Source organism: Halorubrum sp. SD683, assembly GCF_002135045.1.
GTDB classification, from domain to species: Archaea; Halobacteriota; Halobacteria; order Halobacteriales; family Haloferacaceae; genus Halorubrum; species Halorubrum ezzemoulense.
In genome coordinates this window covers 1-13,638 of sequence record NZ_NEWJ01000074.1, presented here as the reverse complement: position 1 = coordinate 13,638, position 13,638 = coordinate 1, and the positions used below count along the sequence as shown (strand labels likewise).

Sequence of the window (13,638 nt, the reverse complement as noted above, 5' to 3'; positions counted from 1 at the left end):
CCGGCTGCGGGTCGGCGAGCGAGGCCGCGTACCGGTCGCCGAGGTACCGTCCCGCCTCGACGTACGACTGGACCCGCTCGACGTCTCCGACCGCCTCTCCCGCGCGGATCGGGTTCGCCTCGTCGGCCGGACTCCCGCTGCCGACCAGCGTCCGGCGAAGCGCCTCGTCGTACCACCGCTCGATCGGGCCGTAGACCGCGGCGCCCGCCAGCGGGTCCGCGGCGGGACCGGGGAGCGCGTCCAGCGTCTCAGACGCGCGCTGACGCACCGCCCCGACGTCGGGCGCCACCGCTCCCGGATCGCCCTCGACGGTCACGCCCGCCCACGTGCCGACGGCGCTCGCGGCGTGATCGCGCGCCGTTGAGTACCGCTCAACCGCTTCCAGCGGAACGAGCGGCTCGTCGGGTCCCGGCAGCGCCTCGCGGGCCGCCGCCCGCTCCGCCTCGATGCGCCCGCGGAACCCGCCGTGCGGGAGCCGCTCCGCCGTCAGGGGGTCCGGGATCGGGCTGAGCAGGCGGTCGACGCGGTCCGCGAACGCGGCGGCGACCTCCGGCTCGAAGCCGACGGGGACGATCCGCGGCTGAGCCGGGACGGAATCGTCGAACTCGCGTGGAACGGCGTCGACGTCGAGCGACGTCGGGTCGTCCCAGAACCGCCGCTCGCTCCCTCGGCCCGAGCAGCCGGCGAGCGAGCCGAGCGCGGCGGCCCCGGCGGCGGCGAGCGCGCCGCGCCGGGTGAGCCCCCGCGGCATCAGAGCTCACCCCACTCGTCGGTCGCCGTGGCGTTCCCGGGGACGGTCGCGTTCCCGTCGATCACCGCGTACTCCGTGTCCGTAGTCCGACACGGCGACCTACCGCTGGAGCCGGACCCGGTGAGCCGGTCGTCGAGGACGACCGGAAGCCGGAAGAGGAGGGCGAGCGCGACCCGCGCGTCGGCCTCGCAGGCCTCGTCCGGCGGCCTGAGCTCGCGGCAGTACTCGAACTCCACGTGCCCGGGATCCCACGAGACGGACTCGATGTGGAGTCGTTCGCACGACTCGATGCCGGCGGGCGACACGTACACCGTCTCCGCGTCGTAGTCGGTCTCGTCGAGGAACGACCGGATCCGATCGCGGTCCGCCTCGGCGACGTCCTCGGCGACGAGCAGCTCGGCCGCCCGCTCGGCGCTCGTGACGAGCTCGCGGTCGATCGCGACGGGCTCTCCGGCGCCGTTGGTCGCGCTCCCGTCGAGGAGGACCGGGTCGCCGCTCGGGTTCCGCGGCTTCAGGACGGTCGGGTCCGTGTCCGTCCCGGAGACCTGCCGTCGGACCGACTCCGATCCTGTACCGTCCGCGCCGGAGCAGCCGGCGAGCGCGGCGATAGCGCCGATGGCGCCGCCGCGGAGGAGGGCTCGTCGGGTGGGGGACATAGGAGGCGATACCGTCGGTCCGGGTAAACCTCTTTTGGGGCCGGTCGTCGTCCGCGGTCACTCGAAGACGGCGTCGAACGCCGACGCGCCCAGCGGGTCGAAGGTGCCGGCGGCGACGTTCTCGCGGACGTGGTCGGGGTCGGTCGTGCCGACGAGCGACGAGGTGACGCCCGGTGCGCTCCGCGCGAAGTTGAGCGCGCGCTGGGCCGGCGTCTCCCCGGCGAGCGTCGCGTCGACGTCGGGCGGGACCGCGCCCTCGACCGCGAGGTCTCCCTGTCCGATGCTCGCGCTCGTCACCACAGAGAGCCCGGCCTCGTGGGCGAACGAGAGCGCCGAGACGGGCCCGTCCGCGTCACCCTCGGACGGCGCGCGGTGGTTCCGCCGGGTGAACGCGTCCGCCATCGCGACGTTGAAGGGGAGCTGGACCGCCGCGAGCCCGTGGTCGTCGTCGGGGCCGACCGCCTCGCCGGCGGCCTCGGCCCGCGAGAGCACCTCCGCGAGCGAGAGGTACCGGTCGCCGTCCTCCGCAACGCGGAACGCGTCCCACGTCGCGACGCCGTAAGCCCCGACGTCGCCCGCGGCGCGCCGGCGTTCGAGCGCCTCGAACGCGGCTTCGAGCGCGTCGTACACGTCGCCACGCGACCTGACAGCGAGCTGCGTCTCGGGGTTGTGGACGTAGAAGCAGTCGACCGCGTCGAGGCCGAGCCGGTCGAGCGAGCGGTCGAGCGACCACTCCAGGAAGTCGGGGGTCATCGCGTGCGCCCCGTTCGCGAGGTCGTCGGGGTCGACGATCCCCGGCTCGACGAAGCGCTCGCGGACGTACGCCCTCGGGTCGCTCGGTCGCTCGCCGTCGAACGGGAGGAAGCCGCCCTTCGTGGCGACGACCACCGACTCCCGGTCGAGGGGCGCGTCCCGGAGCGCCTCGCCGACGACGCGCTCGGCGCGGCCGTAGCGGTAGTTGGCCGCGGTGTCAACGTGGTTCACGCCGGACCGGAGCGCCAGCTCGATCGACTCGCGCGAGGCCTCGTCGACCGCGGGCGTCGGGTCGCCGAGGTACGTCCCGATCCCGACGCTGGAGACGACGCCGGGACCGAACCGCCGGAAGTAGGTGCGCCCGAAGGCGTCGCCGAACCGGTTCCGGTACCCCCAGAGGGCCTCGCGAGTCGCCATGTGTCCGGAGTTGTCGGCTCGCGGGTAAAAGTCGCGCGGGAGACCGCCGGTCGCGCTCACACCGCGTCAGGAACGGGCGTCTGTCAACGGGACGCGCGGAAGGTCCGCGTGGTGTCTCGCTTCCCGCGGGTGACGTCGACCTCGACGAGCCCGAGCGAGGTGAACACCTCGCCCCAGTCCCGGTAGAACAGCGGCGTCCCCTCGTCGACGTAGTTCACGTCCGGCGGAGCTGACGCCGACCCCTGCGTCGGGGCCTCGATCTCGGCCGTGATTAGAAGCTCGTCGGTGATCCGCGCTATCTCCTCGAAGGCCGGCTCGGCGTCCGGATGGAGGTGTTGGAGCGTCTCGACCGAGAACACCGCGTCGAACGCGCCGTCGTCAAACCCGCCGACCACGTCCTCTATCGCGCCGCAGTGAAAGGTCCCGTCGGCGGCGAGCTCGGGGTAGGCGTCCCGCATCTCGTCGAACGCCCCGGGGTTGATGTCGACGCCAGAGAGGTCCTCGAAGCCGTGGGTTGCGAGGTGGTCGAGGTGCCGGCCCGACCCGCACCCCAGCTCGAGGACGGCCGCGTCGCGGTCGAGGCGCGCGTCGAGGCCCTCACGGATCAGCTCGCTCGTCTTGTTCGGCCCGCGGTGGGCGTAGTACGCCGGCGAGTATTCGCCCGTCCGGTTCGTCCAGGAGTCTCGGACGGTGTTGATGTTCACGGATAACGATTCTGGCAGCGAGGCATAACGCCGTCGAACGGCGCGCGGTGTGCGCCGACGCCGCCGCGGCCCGCTCGGACGCGTCAGGCGCCGACGGCCCTCCGACGTTCGTACTCCGTACGCGGCCGTTATCGCGCGTTTAAACCCGTTGGTACGGTCGTAGCGGACTTCAAACGCCCGGCGGATTCCCGGTACAACGAAACGAGGGAACTACATATCAGTATCAATATTCCGAAAGAAATACAAAATATACACACAAACGAGTAAATATGCTCGACGGAAAGACCGCTATCGTCACCGGCGGCTCGGCCGGCATCGGGAAGGCCATCGCTGCGGAGTTCGTCGATCAAGGGGCGTCGGTCGTGATCGCGAACCGGACCGAGGAGGCGGGACGAGAGACCGCCGAGGAGCTCGGCTGTTCGTTCGTCCAGTGCGATGTCTCGTCGTACGAATCCGTCGAATCGCTGGTCGAACAGACGGTCGAGGAACACGGCGGGTTGGACATCCTCGTGAACAATGCCGGGATCGGGCTCACTGGAACGGTCGAGGAGACGTCGCTCGAGGACTGGCACAAGTTGTTAGAGGTCAATCTCAACGGCGTCATCTACGGGACGCGAGCAGCCATGCCGTACCTGCGCGAGTCCTCGGGGGCGGTCCTCAACGTCGCGTCGGTGTTCGGACTGGTCGGGGGACCGCAGACGGCCGCGTACGCGACCGCGAAGGGCGCTGTCGTCAACTTCACCCGAACGACGGCCGTCGATTACGCCGACGCCGGCGTCCGGGTGAACAGCATCTGTCCCGGCTTCGTCGAGACCGAGATGACTGCGTCAGAGCTTAACGACGACTCTTTCTACGAGTTCGTCCTCAGTCAGACGCCGATCGGCCGCATCGCCGAACCGGAAGAGATCGCAGAACCGGCGGCGTTCCTCGTCTCGGACAAGGCCTCGTACATCACCGGAGTCAACCTCTCGATCGACGGCGGGTGGACGACGCACTGACGCGCGGCCCCGTCGGCTTCGACCCCGGTCTGTCCAGTCATATTCGGCGTGACCCGAGCGACCTCGTAGTCGCTGATCCGTTTAAATACTAGTCTCTCACATGCTAGTCTATGACAGACATGGAATACGACTTCGTCGTCGTCGGGGCGGGCTCTGCGGGCTGCGTCCTCGCGAACCGACTCACCGCGGACCCGGACAGGAGCGTGCTGCTCCTCGAAGCGGGCACACCCGACGACGACCGGAACATGCGGATCCCGGCGGGCTTTCCGGAGCTGTTCGAGAGCGACGCGGACTGGGAGTACTACACCGAGCCGCAGGACGGCTGCGGCGGTCGACGGCTCTACTGGCCGCGCGGTAAGACGCTCGGCGGGTGCTCCCCCACGACCGCGATGATCTACATCCGCGGCCACCCGTCGGACTACGACGACTGGGCGGCCCTCGGCAACAACGGCTGGGGGTACGAGACCATGCTGGAGTACTTCAAGCGGGCGGAGACGTTCACGCCGTCGGGATCGCCCTACCACGGGTCCGCGGGGCCGCTCAACGTGACGGACCAGTCCTCGCCGCGACCGGTCTCCCAGGCGTTTGTCGACGCCGCCGCGCAGGCGGGCTACGACCGCACGGACGACTTCAACGGGGCGGCACAGGAGGGCGTGGGGATGTACCACGTCACGCAGAAGAACGGGGAACGCCACAGCGCCGCCGACGCGTACCTCAAGCCCGCCCTCGACCGACCGAACCTCACTGCCGAGACCGGCGCGCAGGTGACCGAGGTGACCATCGAGGACGGTCGCGCGACGGGAGTTCAGTACAGCCAGGACGATCAGAGCCGGTCCGCGGGGGCCGCCGAGGAGGTCCTCCTCAGCGCCGGCGCGGTCAACTCCCCGCAGCTCCTCATGCTCTCGGGCGTGGGCGACCCAGACCACCTCGCGGACCACGGCATCGATGTCGAGACGGCGTCGCCCGGCGTTGGTCGGAACCTCCAGGACCACCTGTTCGCGTTCACCGTCTACGAGACCGACGGCGACATCAGCACGCTCGACGACGCCGGCGGCCTGCTGGACGTCTTCAACTGGTTCCTCCGCAAGCGCGGGAAGCTGACCTCCAACGTCGCCGAGGCCGGCGGGTTCGTCCGCACCGACGGCGCCGATTCCCGGCCCGACCTCCAGTTCCACTTCGCTCCCTCGTACTTCATGGACCACGGCTTCGCGAACCCCGAGACCGGGCGGGGGCTGTCGATCGGCGCGACGCAGCTCCGGCCGGAGAGCCGCGGGCGCGTCACGCTTCGCTCCGCCGACCCGTTCGACGACCCTATCATCGACCCGAACTACCTCGACGCGGACGCGGACCTCGAAACGCTCGTGGACGGGGTCAAGCGCGCCCGCGAGATCGCCCGGCAGGACGCGCTCGCCGGGCACGTCGGGCGCGAGGTGTGGCCCGGCGAGGACGCCGAGACCGACGAGGCGATCGCCCGGCACGTCCGCGACACGTGCCACACCGTGTACCACCCCGTCGGCACGTGCGCGATGGGGGACGACGAGGCGGCGGTCGTGGACGAGGAGCTTCGGGTTCACGGCGTCGAGGCGCTCCGCGTCGTCGACGCGAGCGTGATGCCCACGCTCGTCGGCGGCAACACGAACGCCCCGACGATCGCCGTCGCCGAGCGGGCGGCGGACCTGATCCGCGACCGGCCGACGCCGAGCGCGACGGAGCCGGCCGCGGCCGCCGACGACTGACCTGGTTCGGGCCCGCGCCAGCGGCCGCTTCGTTCCGGACCGCGCCCCGCTGGCCGCTTCGTTCCGGACCGCGCCTCGCTGGCCGCTTCGCTCCGGACCGCGCCGCCGCCGCTCTCGTTCGGCGTCAGACGCACGCACGACGCCGACGCAACGACTATACGGATTCCTCGTGTCAGTTGCGTCAATGGACTCGCTCACCGACCACCTGGCGGACCTCGTCGCTGACGTCGACGCCGCGCTGCTGTTCTCTCCGACGAGCTCCTTCTACGAGCGGTTCGCGAACGGCGGGAGCGAGGTCGTCGTCGTCGCGCCCGACAACGACGTCGACGCTGAGACGTTCGTCGATCTCCCGCTCCCCTTCGACAACGTGAAAGACCGGATCCGGTTCGGCATCGAGGGCGCGATGGACGCGGACCTCGTCTCCGAGGGCGACGAGGTCGCGTGCGTCGCCTCCGTCTTCGAGGGCGGCTCGGACGCGGTCGTCCGGGTCACCGTCGACGAGAGTATCCACACCGGCATCTTCGACCTGTTCGCCAACTCCCGCGCCGAGCCGAGCGTGATCCGCGACGTGTTCGAGGTCGCGATCGAACTCGGTCAGAAGGGACAGAAGGGGAAGCCGGTGGGCGCGCTGTTCGTCGTCGGCGACGCGGGGAAGGTGATGAACAAGTCGCGGCCGCTGTCGTACAACCCATTCGAGAAGAGCCACGTCCACGTCGGCGACCCAATCGTGAACGTCATGCTCAAGGAGTTCTCGCGGCTGGACGGCGCGTTCGTCGTCTCCGACTCCGGGAAGATCGTCTCGGCGTACCGTTACCTCGAACCCGCCGCCGAGGGGGTCGACATCCCGAAGGGCCTCGGCGCGCGCCACATGTCCGGAGCCGCGATCACCCGCGACACCAACTCGACCGCGATCGTCCTCTCCGAGTCGGACGGGCTCGTCCGGGCGTTCAAGGCGGGCGAACTCGTCTTGGAGATCGATCCGGAGGAGTACTGACTCATGTCCGCGGTCCAGATCACCGTCCCAGAGTTCCTCCTGAACGTGCGGTACCGGATCTGGCTGGCGCTGGCGGTGCTCCTCTTCGGTCTCGCGCTGGCGTACCTCACCGGCGTGATCAACCGCCGGCTGCTCCGCCGGGCGGGCGTCCCCGAGGTGATCGAGGGGACCACCTTCGAGCGGACGGCCCGCGAGTTCGACACCTCGACGGTGCGGATCTTGGCGCAGCTGTCGAGCTACTTCATCGTCGCCGTCGCGGTCATCGTCGCCCTCACGGTCGCAGACGTGAACTACCTCGAACAGTTCTGGTCCGGCGTCGCCGCCTTCCTCCCGCGGCTGTTCGTCGCCGCCGTCGTCGTCATCGTCGGCGTCGTCGTCGGCGACAAGGCGGAGCTGCTCGTCGCCGAGCGCCTCCGGGGGATCAAGCTCCCCGAACTCGGCGTGCTCCCGACGGTCGTGAACTACAGCGTCGTCTACGTCGCCGCGCTCATCGCCCTCGGACAGGTGGGCGTTCAGACGCTCGCGCTCATCGTGCTGCTCGCGGCGTACGCGTTCGCAGTGGTGCTGTTCGCCGCGCTCGCGACGAAAGACCTCGTCGCGTCGGCCGCCGCCGGCGTCTTTCTCCTGCTCCGACAGCCGTACGGCATCGGCGACGAGGTCCGCGTCGCCGGCGAGCGCGGCGTCGTTCAGGAGGTCGACCTCTTCGTCACCCACATCGAGACCGACGGCGAGGAGCACGTCCTCCCGAACCACGTCGTGTTCCGCGAGGGGATCGTGCTGATCCGGGAGTAACCCCCGATCCGACCACGTTGCGGCCGACGCCGACTCCGTTACCGATTCTCACGCTGTGAAAGTCGTTGTCACCCTATAACACGACCCGACGCCAACGTTGATACATGACCTCCGATACCGCGAGCGCCGCTTGCGACGGCTGGGACGGGAGCGAGTGCGAGGGGACGCCGCACTGCCCGCCGCGGTGTCCGCGCTTCGTCGACAAGGAGGGCGCGCGCTGGACGATCCGGCCCGCGACCGACGCGGACGAGCCGTTCCTCGCAGAGATGTACGAGCGGTTCGGCCGCCCCCACCGCGCGCAGGGGCTCCCGCCGGTGAGCCGGCGCCGGCGCGTCGACTGGATCCGATCCATGCTGTCGGAGGGGAACAACGTCGTCGCCGAGCGGGACGGCGAACTGTTCGGCCACGCGATGTACACCCCGACCGACGCCGACACCCCCGAACTCGCCGTCTTCGTCCACCCGGACGCGCAGGACCGCGGCGTCGGGACGGAGCTGTGCCGTCACGTGATCGCCAACGCCGCGGCCGCCGGCCGCGACGGGATCGAACTCCACGTCGAGACCGGGAACCGCCCCGCGCGGAGCGTCTACCGGACGGTCGGCTTCGAAGTCGTCGAGCGGCGCGGCGACCTCCGGATGCGGGTCGACCTCGACCAGCCGATCGCGACCGAGGTCCGCTGGCCGCCGCTCGCCCGCGAGGGCCCCGCGGAGCCGGCGGTCGACCTCTCACCGACCGACGGCGGGCCCGAGCGATCGCCCGCGGACGACTGAGCGGCACGGCGCTCCCGCGGGCGACTGGCCGCCACAGCGTTCCCGCAACCGCCTGGTCGACACCGCACTCTCCTCGGTGCCACCGCAACCGTTAGGCCCCGCCGACCCGAGGGTATCGTAACCGTGGACGACGCCATCGAGTGGCTGCGAGACCGCCCCTTCTACGAGGGACAGATCGCCGACCAACGGCGGCTCCCGGCGCGCGAGCCGGAGTTCGCCGATGTCGACCTCGAACCGCGGCTCGCCGACGCGCTCGCGGACCGCGGGATCGAGCGGCTCTACAGGCATCAGGCCGACGCCATCGGCGCGGTCCGCGACGGCGACGACGTCGTGCTCGCGACCGAGACGGCCAGCGGCAAGTCGCTCGCGTACACCGTCCCGGCGTTCGAGGCCGCGATGGACCACGGCGGGCGCACGCTGTACATCGGCCCGCAGAACGCGCTGATAGCCGACCAGGAGGAGTCGCTGTCCGAGCTCGCGGCCGACCTCGGCTTCGGCAGCCGCGTGTCGGTCGACTCGTACACCGGGCGGCTCTCGCGGGCGGAGAAGCGCGACGTGCGCGACCGCCGCCCAACCGTCCTCCTCTCGAACCCGGACATGCTCCACTACGCGCTGCTCCCGTACGCGGGGCGCCTGTGGGACTGGTTCTTCTCCTCGCTGGAGCACGTCGTAATCGACGAGGTCCACAGCTACCGCGGCGTGTTCGGCTCGCAGGTCGCGCTGACCCTCCGCCGGCTCGCGCGGATCTGCGAGCGATTCGGCTCCGCGCCGCAGTTCGTCTGCTGCTCGGCGACGATCAACAACCCCGTCGACCACGTCGCGACCGTTACCGGCCGCGACCCCGACGGGATCGCCCTCGTCGACGAGGACACCTCGGGGCGCGGGCCGCGCAACTGGGTGCTGTGGAACCCGCCCGAGTACGACGACGACTGGCAGGAGCGCGGCAGCGGCCGCCGGAAGTCGAGCCACACGGAGAGCAAGCGCCTCTTCGTCGACCTCGTCACGGCGGGCCAGCAGACGCTCGCGTTCACCCGCGCCCGCCAGACCGCCGAGCAGTACGCGACCGACAGCGCGAGCGACCTCCGCGAGCGGGGGGAGCGCGACCTCGCAGGGAAGGTTGGCGCGTACCAGGCGGCGCTCACCGACGACCGACGCCGCGAGATCGAGGCCGACCTCCACGCGGGCGACCTCCGCGGCGTCTGGTCGACGAGCGCCCTCGAACTCGGCGTCGACGTGGGCGGGCTCGACGCCGTGGTGCTGGACGGCTACCCCGGCACGCGGATGTCCGCGCACCAGCGCGCGGGGCGGGCCGGTCGCGGCGACGACCCGGCCACGGTCGTCATGGTCGGGGGCGAGGACCAGCTCGACCAGTACCTGATGCGCAACCCGAGCGACTTCTTCGACGCGCCGCCGGAGGACGCGATCTGCGACCCGGAGAACGGGCAGCTCATGCCCGGCCACGTCGCCTGCGCGGCCGACGAGAACTGGCTCTCTCCAGACGACGAGCGCTTCTTCGGCGACACGTTCCCGGGCGTCGTCGCCGGCCTGACCGAGGCGGGCGCCCTCGAACGGCGCGAGGCCGCGAAGGGCACGCGCTGGGTCCACGCCGGCGACGGAAGCCCCCAGCAGTCCGTGAACCTCCGCACGGCCGAGGAGCGCGAGATATCGCTGATCGAGCGGTCGAGCGGCGAGACGGTCGCGACGCTCTCCTTCGCGGACGCGCTCCGCGACGCCCACCCGGGCGCGATCTACCACCAGCAGGGCCGCACCTACGAGGTGGTCGAGTTGGACCTCGACCGCGACGTGGCCGAGCTCCAGCAGTCGTGGGCGGACTACTACACGCAGGTGCGCTCCGACAAGGACATCGTCGTGAACGAGGACCTCGACGAGCGGGCGCTCTCGGCGCGCCCCGACGTGCCCGTCCGGTTCGCGGACGTCACGGTGACCGAGCAGATCACGGGGTTCGTGCGGAAAGACGCGGCGACCGGGGAGTCGCTCGGCGAGTCGACGCTCGACCTCCCGGAGACGACGCTACGGACGAAGTCGTTGTACTTCCCCGTGCCCGCGGACGTCGAGCGCGAGATGCGGCGACTCGGCGACGCGCTCGACGATGGGGACGCCGGAGATCCCGAGGTCAGCGCCGACGGAGGTGCGCCCGATTCGGGCGTCGATGTCGACGGCGAGCCGATCCCGGGCGGCGAGTACGCGTTCAACGGCGGGATCCACGCCGCCGAACACGGGATCATCTCGCTGTTCCCTTTCCACCTGCTGTGCGACCGGGCCGACGTGGGAGGGATCTCGACGCCCCACCACCCGCACACTGAGGGACCGGCGGTGTTCGTCTACGACGGCTACCCCGGCGGCGTCGGACTCACGCGCCGCGGCCACCGGCGGATCGAGGAGCTGATGACCCGAACCGCGCGGCTGATCGACACCTGCGGCTGCGAGGGTGGCTGCCCCGCCTGCGTCCAGTCGCCCCACTGCGGGAACGGGAACGACCCGCTGGCGAAAGCGCCGGCCGTGCGACTGCTCGAATCGCTCACGGGGGCCGACGCGGACGCCCGATAGGACCTGCTCGGAGCCAGTCAAGCCTCCGCCGGTCCCGGTGGTTTCACGGTGGACGCGTCCGTGCGGATCCCATGGAGCTGTTCTGGCACCGACGGGACCTCAGAGTCGCGGACAACGTCGGCTTAGCGGCCGCCGCGGGGGCCGGCGACGGAGACACGAGCGAAGACGCCGACCAGGGGCCCGCCGCGCCCGTCTTCGTCTTCGACCCCGACGTGCTCGACCACGCGAGCGACGTGCGGGTCCGCCGCCTGCTCGACGGGCTCGCGGCGCTCCGCGAGGCGTACCGCGAGCGCGGGAGCGACCTGATCGTCGCGCACGGGGACCCTGAAGCGCTGCTCCCGCGCCTCGCCGAGGCGCTCGGCGCCGAGCGCGTCGTCTGGAACCGCGACTACTCGGGGCTCGCCCGCGAGCGCGACGCCGGGGTTCGACGCGCGCTCGACGCGGCCGGCGTCGCGCGAGAGGCCCACCACGACGCGGTCCTCCACGACCCCGACGCGATCCGGACGAACGCCGGGGACCCGTACTCCGTGTACAGCTACTACTGGAAGAAGTGGACCGACCGCGCGAAGGACGACCCCCTTTCCGCGCCGACCGGCGCTGCGCTCGCCGCCGCCGACCGACTGACGGACGCGGTCGACGCTATCGACGGGACCGACGCGGGCGACGCGACGGTGGCCGACGCCGGCGTCGACGCGCTCCCCGTCGCCACGGTGGGCGACCTCCCGACGCCCGCCGACCTCGGCTTCGCCGAGCCGGACGCCGATGTCGGGCCGGCGGGGACCGCTGCCGCGCGCGAGCGCCTCTCCGACTTCCTCGACGAGGCGGTGTTCGCCTACGAGGCCGAGCGCGACTACCCCGCCGAGGACGCGACCTCGCGGCTGTCGACCTTCCTCAAGTACGGGGAGATCGGCGTCCGCGAGGCGTACGCGGCGACCGAGGAGGCGATGGCCGAGGCGGCGTCGGACGCGCGGCCCGACGACGCCCCCGAGCAGGTCGAGGAGTTCCAACAGCAGCTGGCGTGGCGGGAGTTCTACACGCAGGTCCTCTTCCACAACCCCGAGGTGGTGACGGCGAACTACAAGGAGTACGAGGAGGGGATCGACTGGCGCGACGACCCCGACGAGATCGCGGCGTGGAAGCGCGGCGAGACGGGATATCCCATCGTCGACGCCGGGATGCGCCAGCTGCGCGAGGAGGCGTTCATGCACAACCGCGTGCGGATGATCGTCGCCTCCTTCCTCACGAAGGACCTGCTCGCGGACTGGCGGCACGGCTACGACCACTTCCGCGAGCGGCTGGCCGACCACGACACCGCGAACGACAACGGCGGCTGGCAGTGGGCAGCCTCGACGGGGACCGACGCGCAGCCGTACTTCCGCATCTTCAACCCCATGACGCAGGGCGAGCGATACGACCCCGACGCGGAGTACATCACGGCGTACGTCCCCGAACTGCGCGGCGTCGAGCCCGACCTCATCCACGAGTGGCACGAGCTGTCGCCGACACAGCGCGCGAACGCGGCCCCGGCGTATCCCGCGCCGATCGTCGACCACTCGGAGCGCCGCGAGGAGGCCCTCGCCATGTACAAGCGGGCCCGCGGCGAGGACCCGGAGGAGGACTGACTCCCGCCGTCCGAGAGCGTGCCAACAGTTAACAAAGGCGGACAACCGTTAGGTGAAACGGGCGCGACCCGGCCGTATGGTCGACGTCGTCCTCACGAAACAGCGGATCGAGTCCGGAGCGACCGAGCGGCTCGAAGCGTGGGCGCGAGAGATTCGGGATCGAGAGTCCGAGGCGGTTGAAACCCTGCGCAACGAAGGGATGTACTCCGAGACCGCGTTCGTCGAGCACGCCGACGGCGGGGACTACCTCGTTTACTATATGAAAGCCGAGGACATCGACGCAGTCTACGAGGCGTACGAGGAGTCGTCCCACGACATCGACGAGGAGCACGAGCGCGTGCTGAGCGAGGTCCTCGAAACCGGCGAGAACGTTGGCGAGTACGACCTCCTCTATCACCTCGAAAACCCCGACCGCTAACGCCCGGGAACCGGTTCCGCCGCGCGGTCACTCGGTCGTCGCCTCGGAGACCGCGCTCACCAGCTCGTTCACCGGGAAGGACTCGTCGTAGTCGAACGACGCGAACACCGCGTCGTATCGGTTCGACGGGAAGAGGAACACCACCAGGTCGTCGAAGAACAGCGTCTGCGCAGCGTACCGACTCTTCCCCACGAGGCGCTTGAAGTCGTCGCCCGTGATCTGGTTCGACATCACCAGCTGGTACGCCTCGTCGAGGTCGGCGTCCGAGTAGCGGTCCTCCACGTCCTCGCGGACGTGTTCGACCTCGAACGACACGCTCCGGAGGTCGGCGACGACCCGGGGCGCGGGCCCGTCGAACGCGAGGATCGCGTCGGCGATCGGTGACATGTCACTTTCATTCATTCCGCGGGCTCATAAATCACCGCGACAGACTCCGCCAGCGCCGGTTCTGCCCCGCCC

Annotated in this window: 12 protein-coding genes and 1 pseudogene; 8 read left to right on the top strand and 5 right to left on the bottom strand. The window is 70.6% G+C overall.

Features of this window, described 5'->3' with window-relative positions:
• The 4 genes and pseudogenes from B9G49_RS13820 to B9G49_RS13805 form a co-directional block, all read right to left on the bottom strand.
• Nucleotides 1-751, bottom strand: a pseudogene (locus B9G49_RS13820) (hypothetical protein); the annotation flags it as partial.
• Entirely contained in the window at nucleotides 751-1,407 is a 657-nt protein-coding gene (locus B9G49_RS13815) for a hypothetical protein (RefSeq protein ID WP_049929405.1), read from the bottom strand. The pseudogene B9G49_RS13820 and the gene B9G49_RS13815, both read right to left, overlap by 1 nt.
• Nucleotides 1,408-1,464: 57 nt before the next feature.
• Nucleotides 1,465-2,577 (bottom strand): aldo/keto reductase, encoded by a 1,113-nt coding sequence (locus tag B9G49_RS13810; RefSeq protein WP_086216759.1) that lies wholly within the window; start codon nucleotides 2,575-2,577, stop codon nucleotides 1,465-1,467.
• 83 nt (nucleotides 2,578-2,660) lie between these two features.
• A complete protein-coding gene (locus B9G49_RS13805) occupies nucleotides 2,661-3,281 on the bottom strand; it encodes a class I SAM-dependent methyltransferase (RefSeq protein ID WP_049929407.1) in 621 nt (206 codons plus the stop codon).
• A 269-nt stretch (nucleotides 3,282-3,550) separates the two neighbouring features.
• On the opposite strand from B9G49_RS13805, the gene B9G49_RS13800 reads away from it, so the two are divergent.
• From B9G49_RS13800 to B9G49_RS13765, 8 genes are all read left to right on the top strand, one after another.
• Nucleotides 3,551-4,279, top strand: coding sequence for an SDR family NAD(P)-dependent oxidoreductase (locus tag B9G49_RS13800; RefSeq protein ID WP_049929408.1), 729 nt, complete (start codon nucleotides 3,551-3,553; stop codon nucleotides 4,277-4,279).
• A 110-nt stretch (nucleotides 4,280-4,389) separates the two neighbouring features.
• Nucleotides 4,390-6,015 (top strand): GMC family oxidoreductase, encoded by a 1,626-nt coding sequence (locus tag B9G49_RS13795; protein WP_086216758.1) that lies wholly within the window; start codon nucleotides 4,390-4,392, stop codon nucleotides 6,013-6,015.
• A 184-nt stretch (nucleotides 6,016-6,199) separates the two neighbouring features.
• Nucleotides 6,200-7,009, top strand: coding sequence for a diadenylate cyclase DacZ (gene dacZ / locus B9G49_RS13790; RefSeq protein ID WP_049929410.1), 810 nt, complete (start codon nucleotides 6,200-6,202; stop codon nucleotides 7,007-7,009).
• A gap of 3 nt (nucleotides 7,010-7,012) precedes the next feature.
• Entirely contained in the window at nucleotides 7,013-7,801 is a 789-nt protein-coding gene (locus tag B9G49_RS13785; RefSeq protein WP_049929411.1) for a mechanosensitive ion channel domain-containing protein, read from the top strand.
• Nucleotides 7,802-7,905: 104 nt separating this feature from the next.
• Complete coding sequence (locus B9G49_RS13780; RefSeq protein ID WP_049929413.1) at nucleotides 7,906-8,571, top strand: GNAT family N-acetyltransferase; 666 nt, start codon at nucleotides 7,906-7,908, stop codon at nucleotides 8,569-8,571.
• Between the two features lie 123 nt (nucleotides 8,572-8,694).
• The gene (locus B9G49_RS13775; RefSeq protein ID WP_086216757.1) at nucleotides 8,695-11,139 is read left to right on the top strand and encodes a DEAD/DEAH box helicase; all 2,445 of its coding nucleotides are present in this window, start codon (nucleotides 8,695-8,697) and stop codon (nucleotides 11,137-11,139) included.
• 71 nt (nucleotides 11,140-11,210) lie between these two features.
• Entirely contained in the window at nucleotides 11,211-12,761 is a 1,551-nt protein-coding gene (locus B9G49_RS13770; protein WP_086216756.1) for a deoxyribodipyrimidine photo-lyase, read from the top strand.
• A gap of 76 nt (nucleotides 12,762-12,837) precedes the next feature.
• On the top strand, nucleotides 12,838-13,179 hold the full coding sequence (locus tag B9G49_RS13765) for a DUF6176 family protein (RefSeq protein ID WP_086216755.1): 342 nt from the start codon (nucleotides 12,838-12,840) through the stop codon (nucleotides 13,177-13,179).
• 27 nt (nucleotides 13,180-13,206) lie between these two features.
• On the opposite strand, the gene B9G49_RS13760 is transcribed toward B9G49_RS13765, so the two are convergent.
• Nucleotides 13,207-13,566, bottom strand: coding sequence for a hypothetical protein (locus tag B9G49_RS13760; protein ID WP_086216754.1), 360 nt, complete (start codon nucleotides 13,564-13,566; stop codon nucleotides 13,207-13,209).
• Between the last annotated feature and the right edge of the window lie 72 nt (nucleotides 13,567-13,638).

What these genes read in the sequence shown, in the direction of transcription:
- B9G49_RS13760 (WP_086216754.1), bottom strand. Translation starts at nt 13,566, where the DNA reads ATGTCACCGATCGCCGACGCGATCCTCGCGTTCGACGGGCCCGCGCCC.
- B9G49_RS13785 (WP_049929411.1), top strand. Translation starts at nt 7,013, where the DNA reads ATGTCCGCGGTCCAGATCACCGTCCCAGAGTTCCTCCTGAACGTGCGG.
- B9G49_RS13815 (WP_049929405.1), bottom strand. Translation starts at nt 1,407, where the DNA reads ATGTCCCCCACCCGACGAGCCCTCCTCCGCGGCGGCGCCATCGGCGCT.
- dacZ (WP_049929410.1), top strand. Translation starts at nt 6,200, where the DNA reads ATGGACTCGCTCACCGACCACCTGGCGGACCTCGTCGCTGACGTCGAC.
- B9G49_RS13770 (WP_086216756.1), top strand. Translation starts at nt 11,211, where the DNA reads ATGGAGCTGTTCTGGCACCGACGGGACCTCAGAGTCGCGGACAACGTC.
- B9G49_RS13795 (WP_086216758.1), top strand. Translation starts at nt 4,390, where the DNA reads ATGACAGACATGGAATACGACTTCGTCGTCGTCGGGGCGGGCTCTGCG.
- B9G49_RS13765 (WP_086216755.1), top strand. Translation starts at nt 12,838, where the DNA reads ATGGTCGACGTCGTCCTCACGAAACAGCGGATCGAGTCCGGAGCGACC.
- B9G49_RS13810 (WP_086216759.1), bottom strand. Translation starts at nt 2,577, where the DNA reads ATGGCGACTCGCGAGGCCCTCTGGGGGTACCGGAACCGGTTCGGCGAC.
- B9G49_RS13780 (WP_049929413.1), top strand. Translation starts at nt 7,906, where the DNA reads ATGACCTCCGATACCGCGAGCGCCGCTTGCGACGGCTGGGACGGGAGC.
- B9G49_RS13800 (WP_049929408.1), top strand. Translation starts at nt 3,551, where the DNA reads ATGCTCGACGGAAAGACCGCTATCGTCACCGGCGGCTCGGCCGGCATC.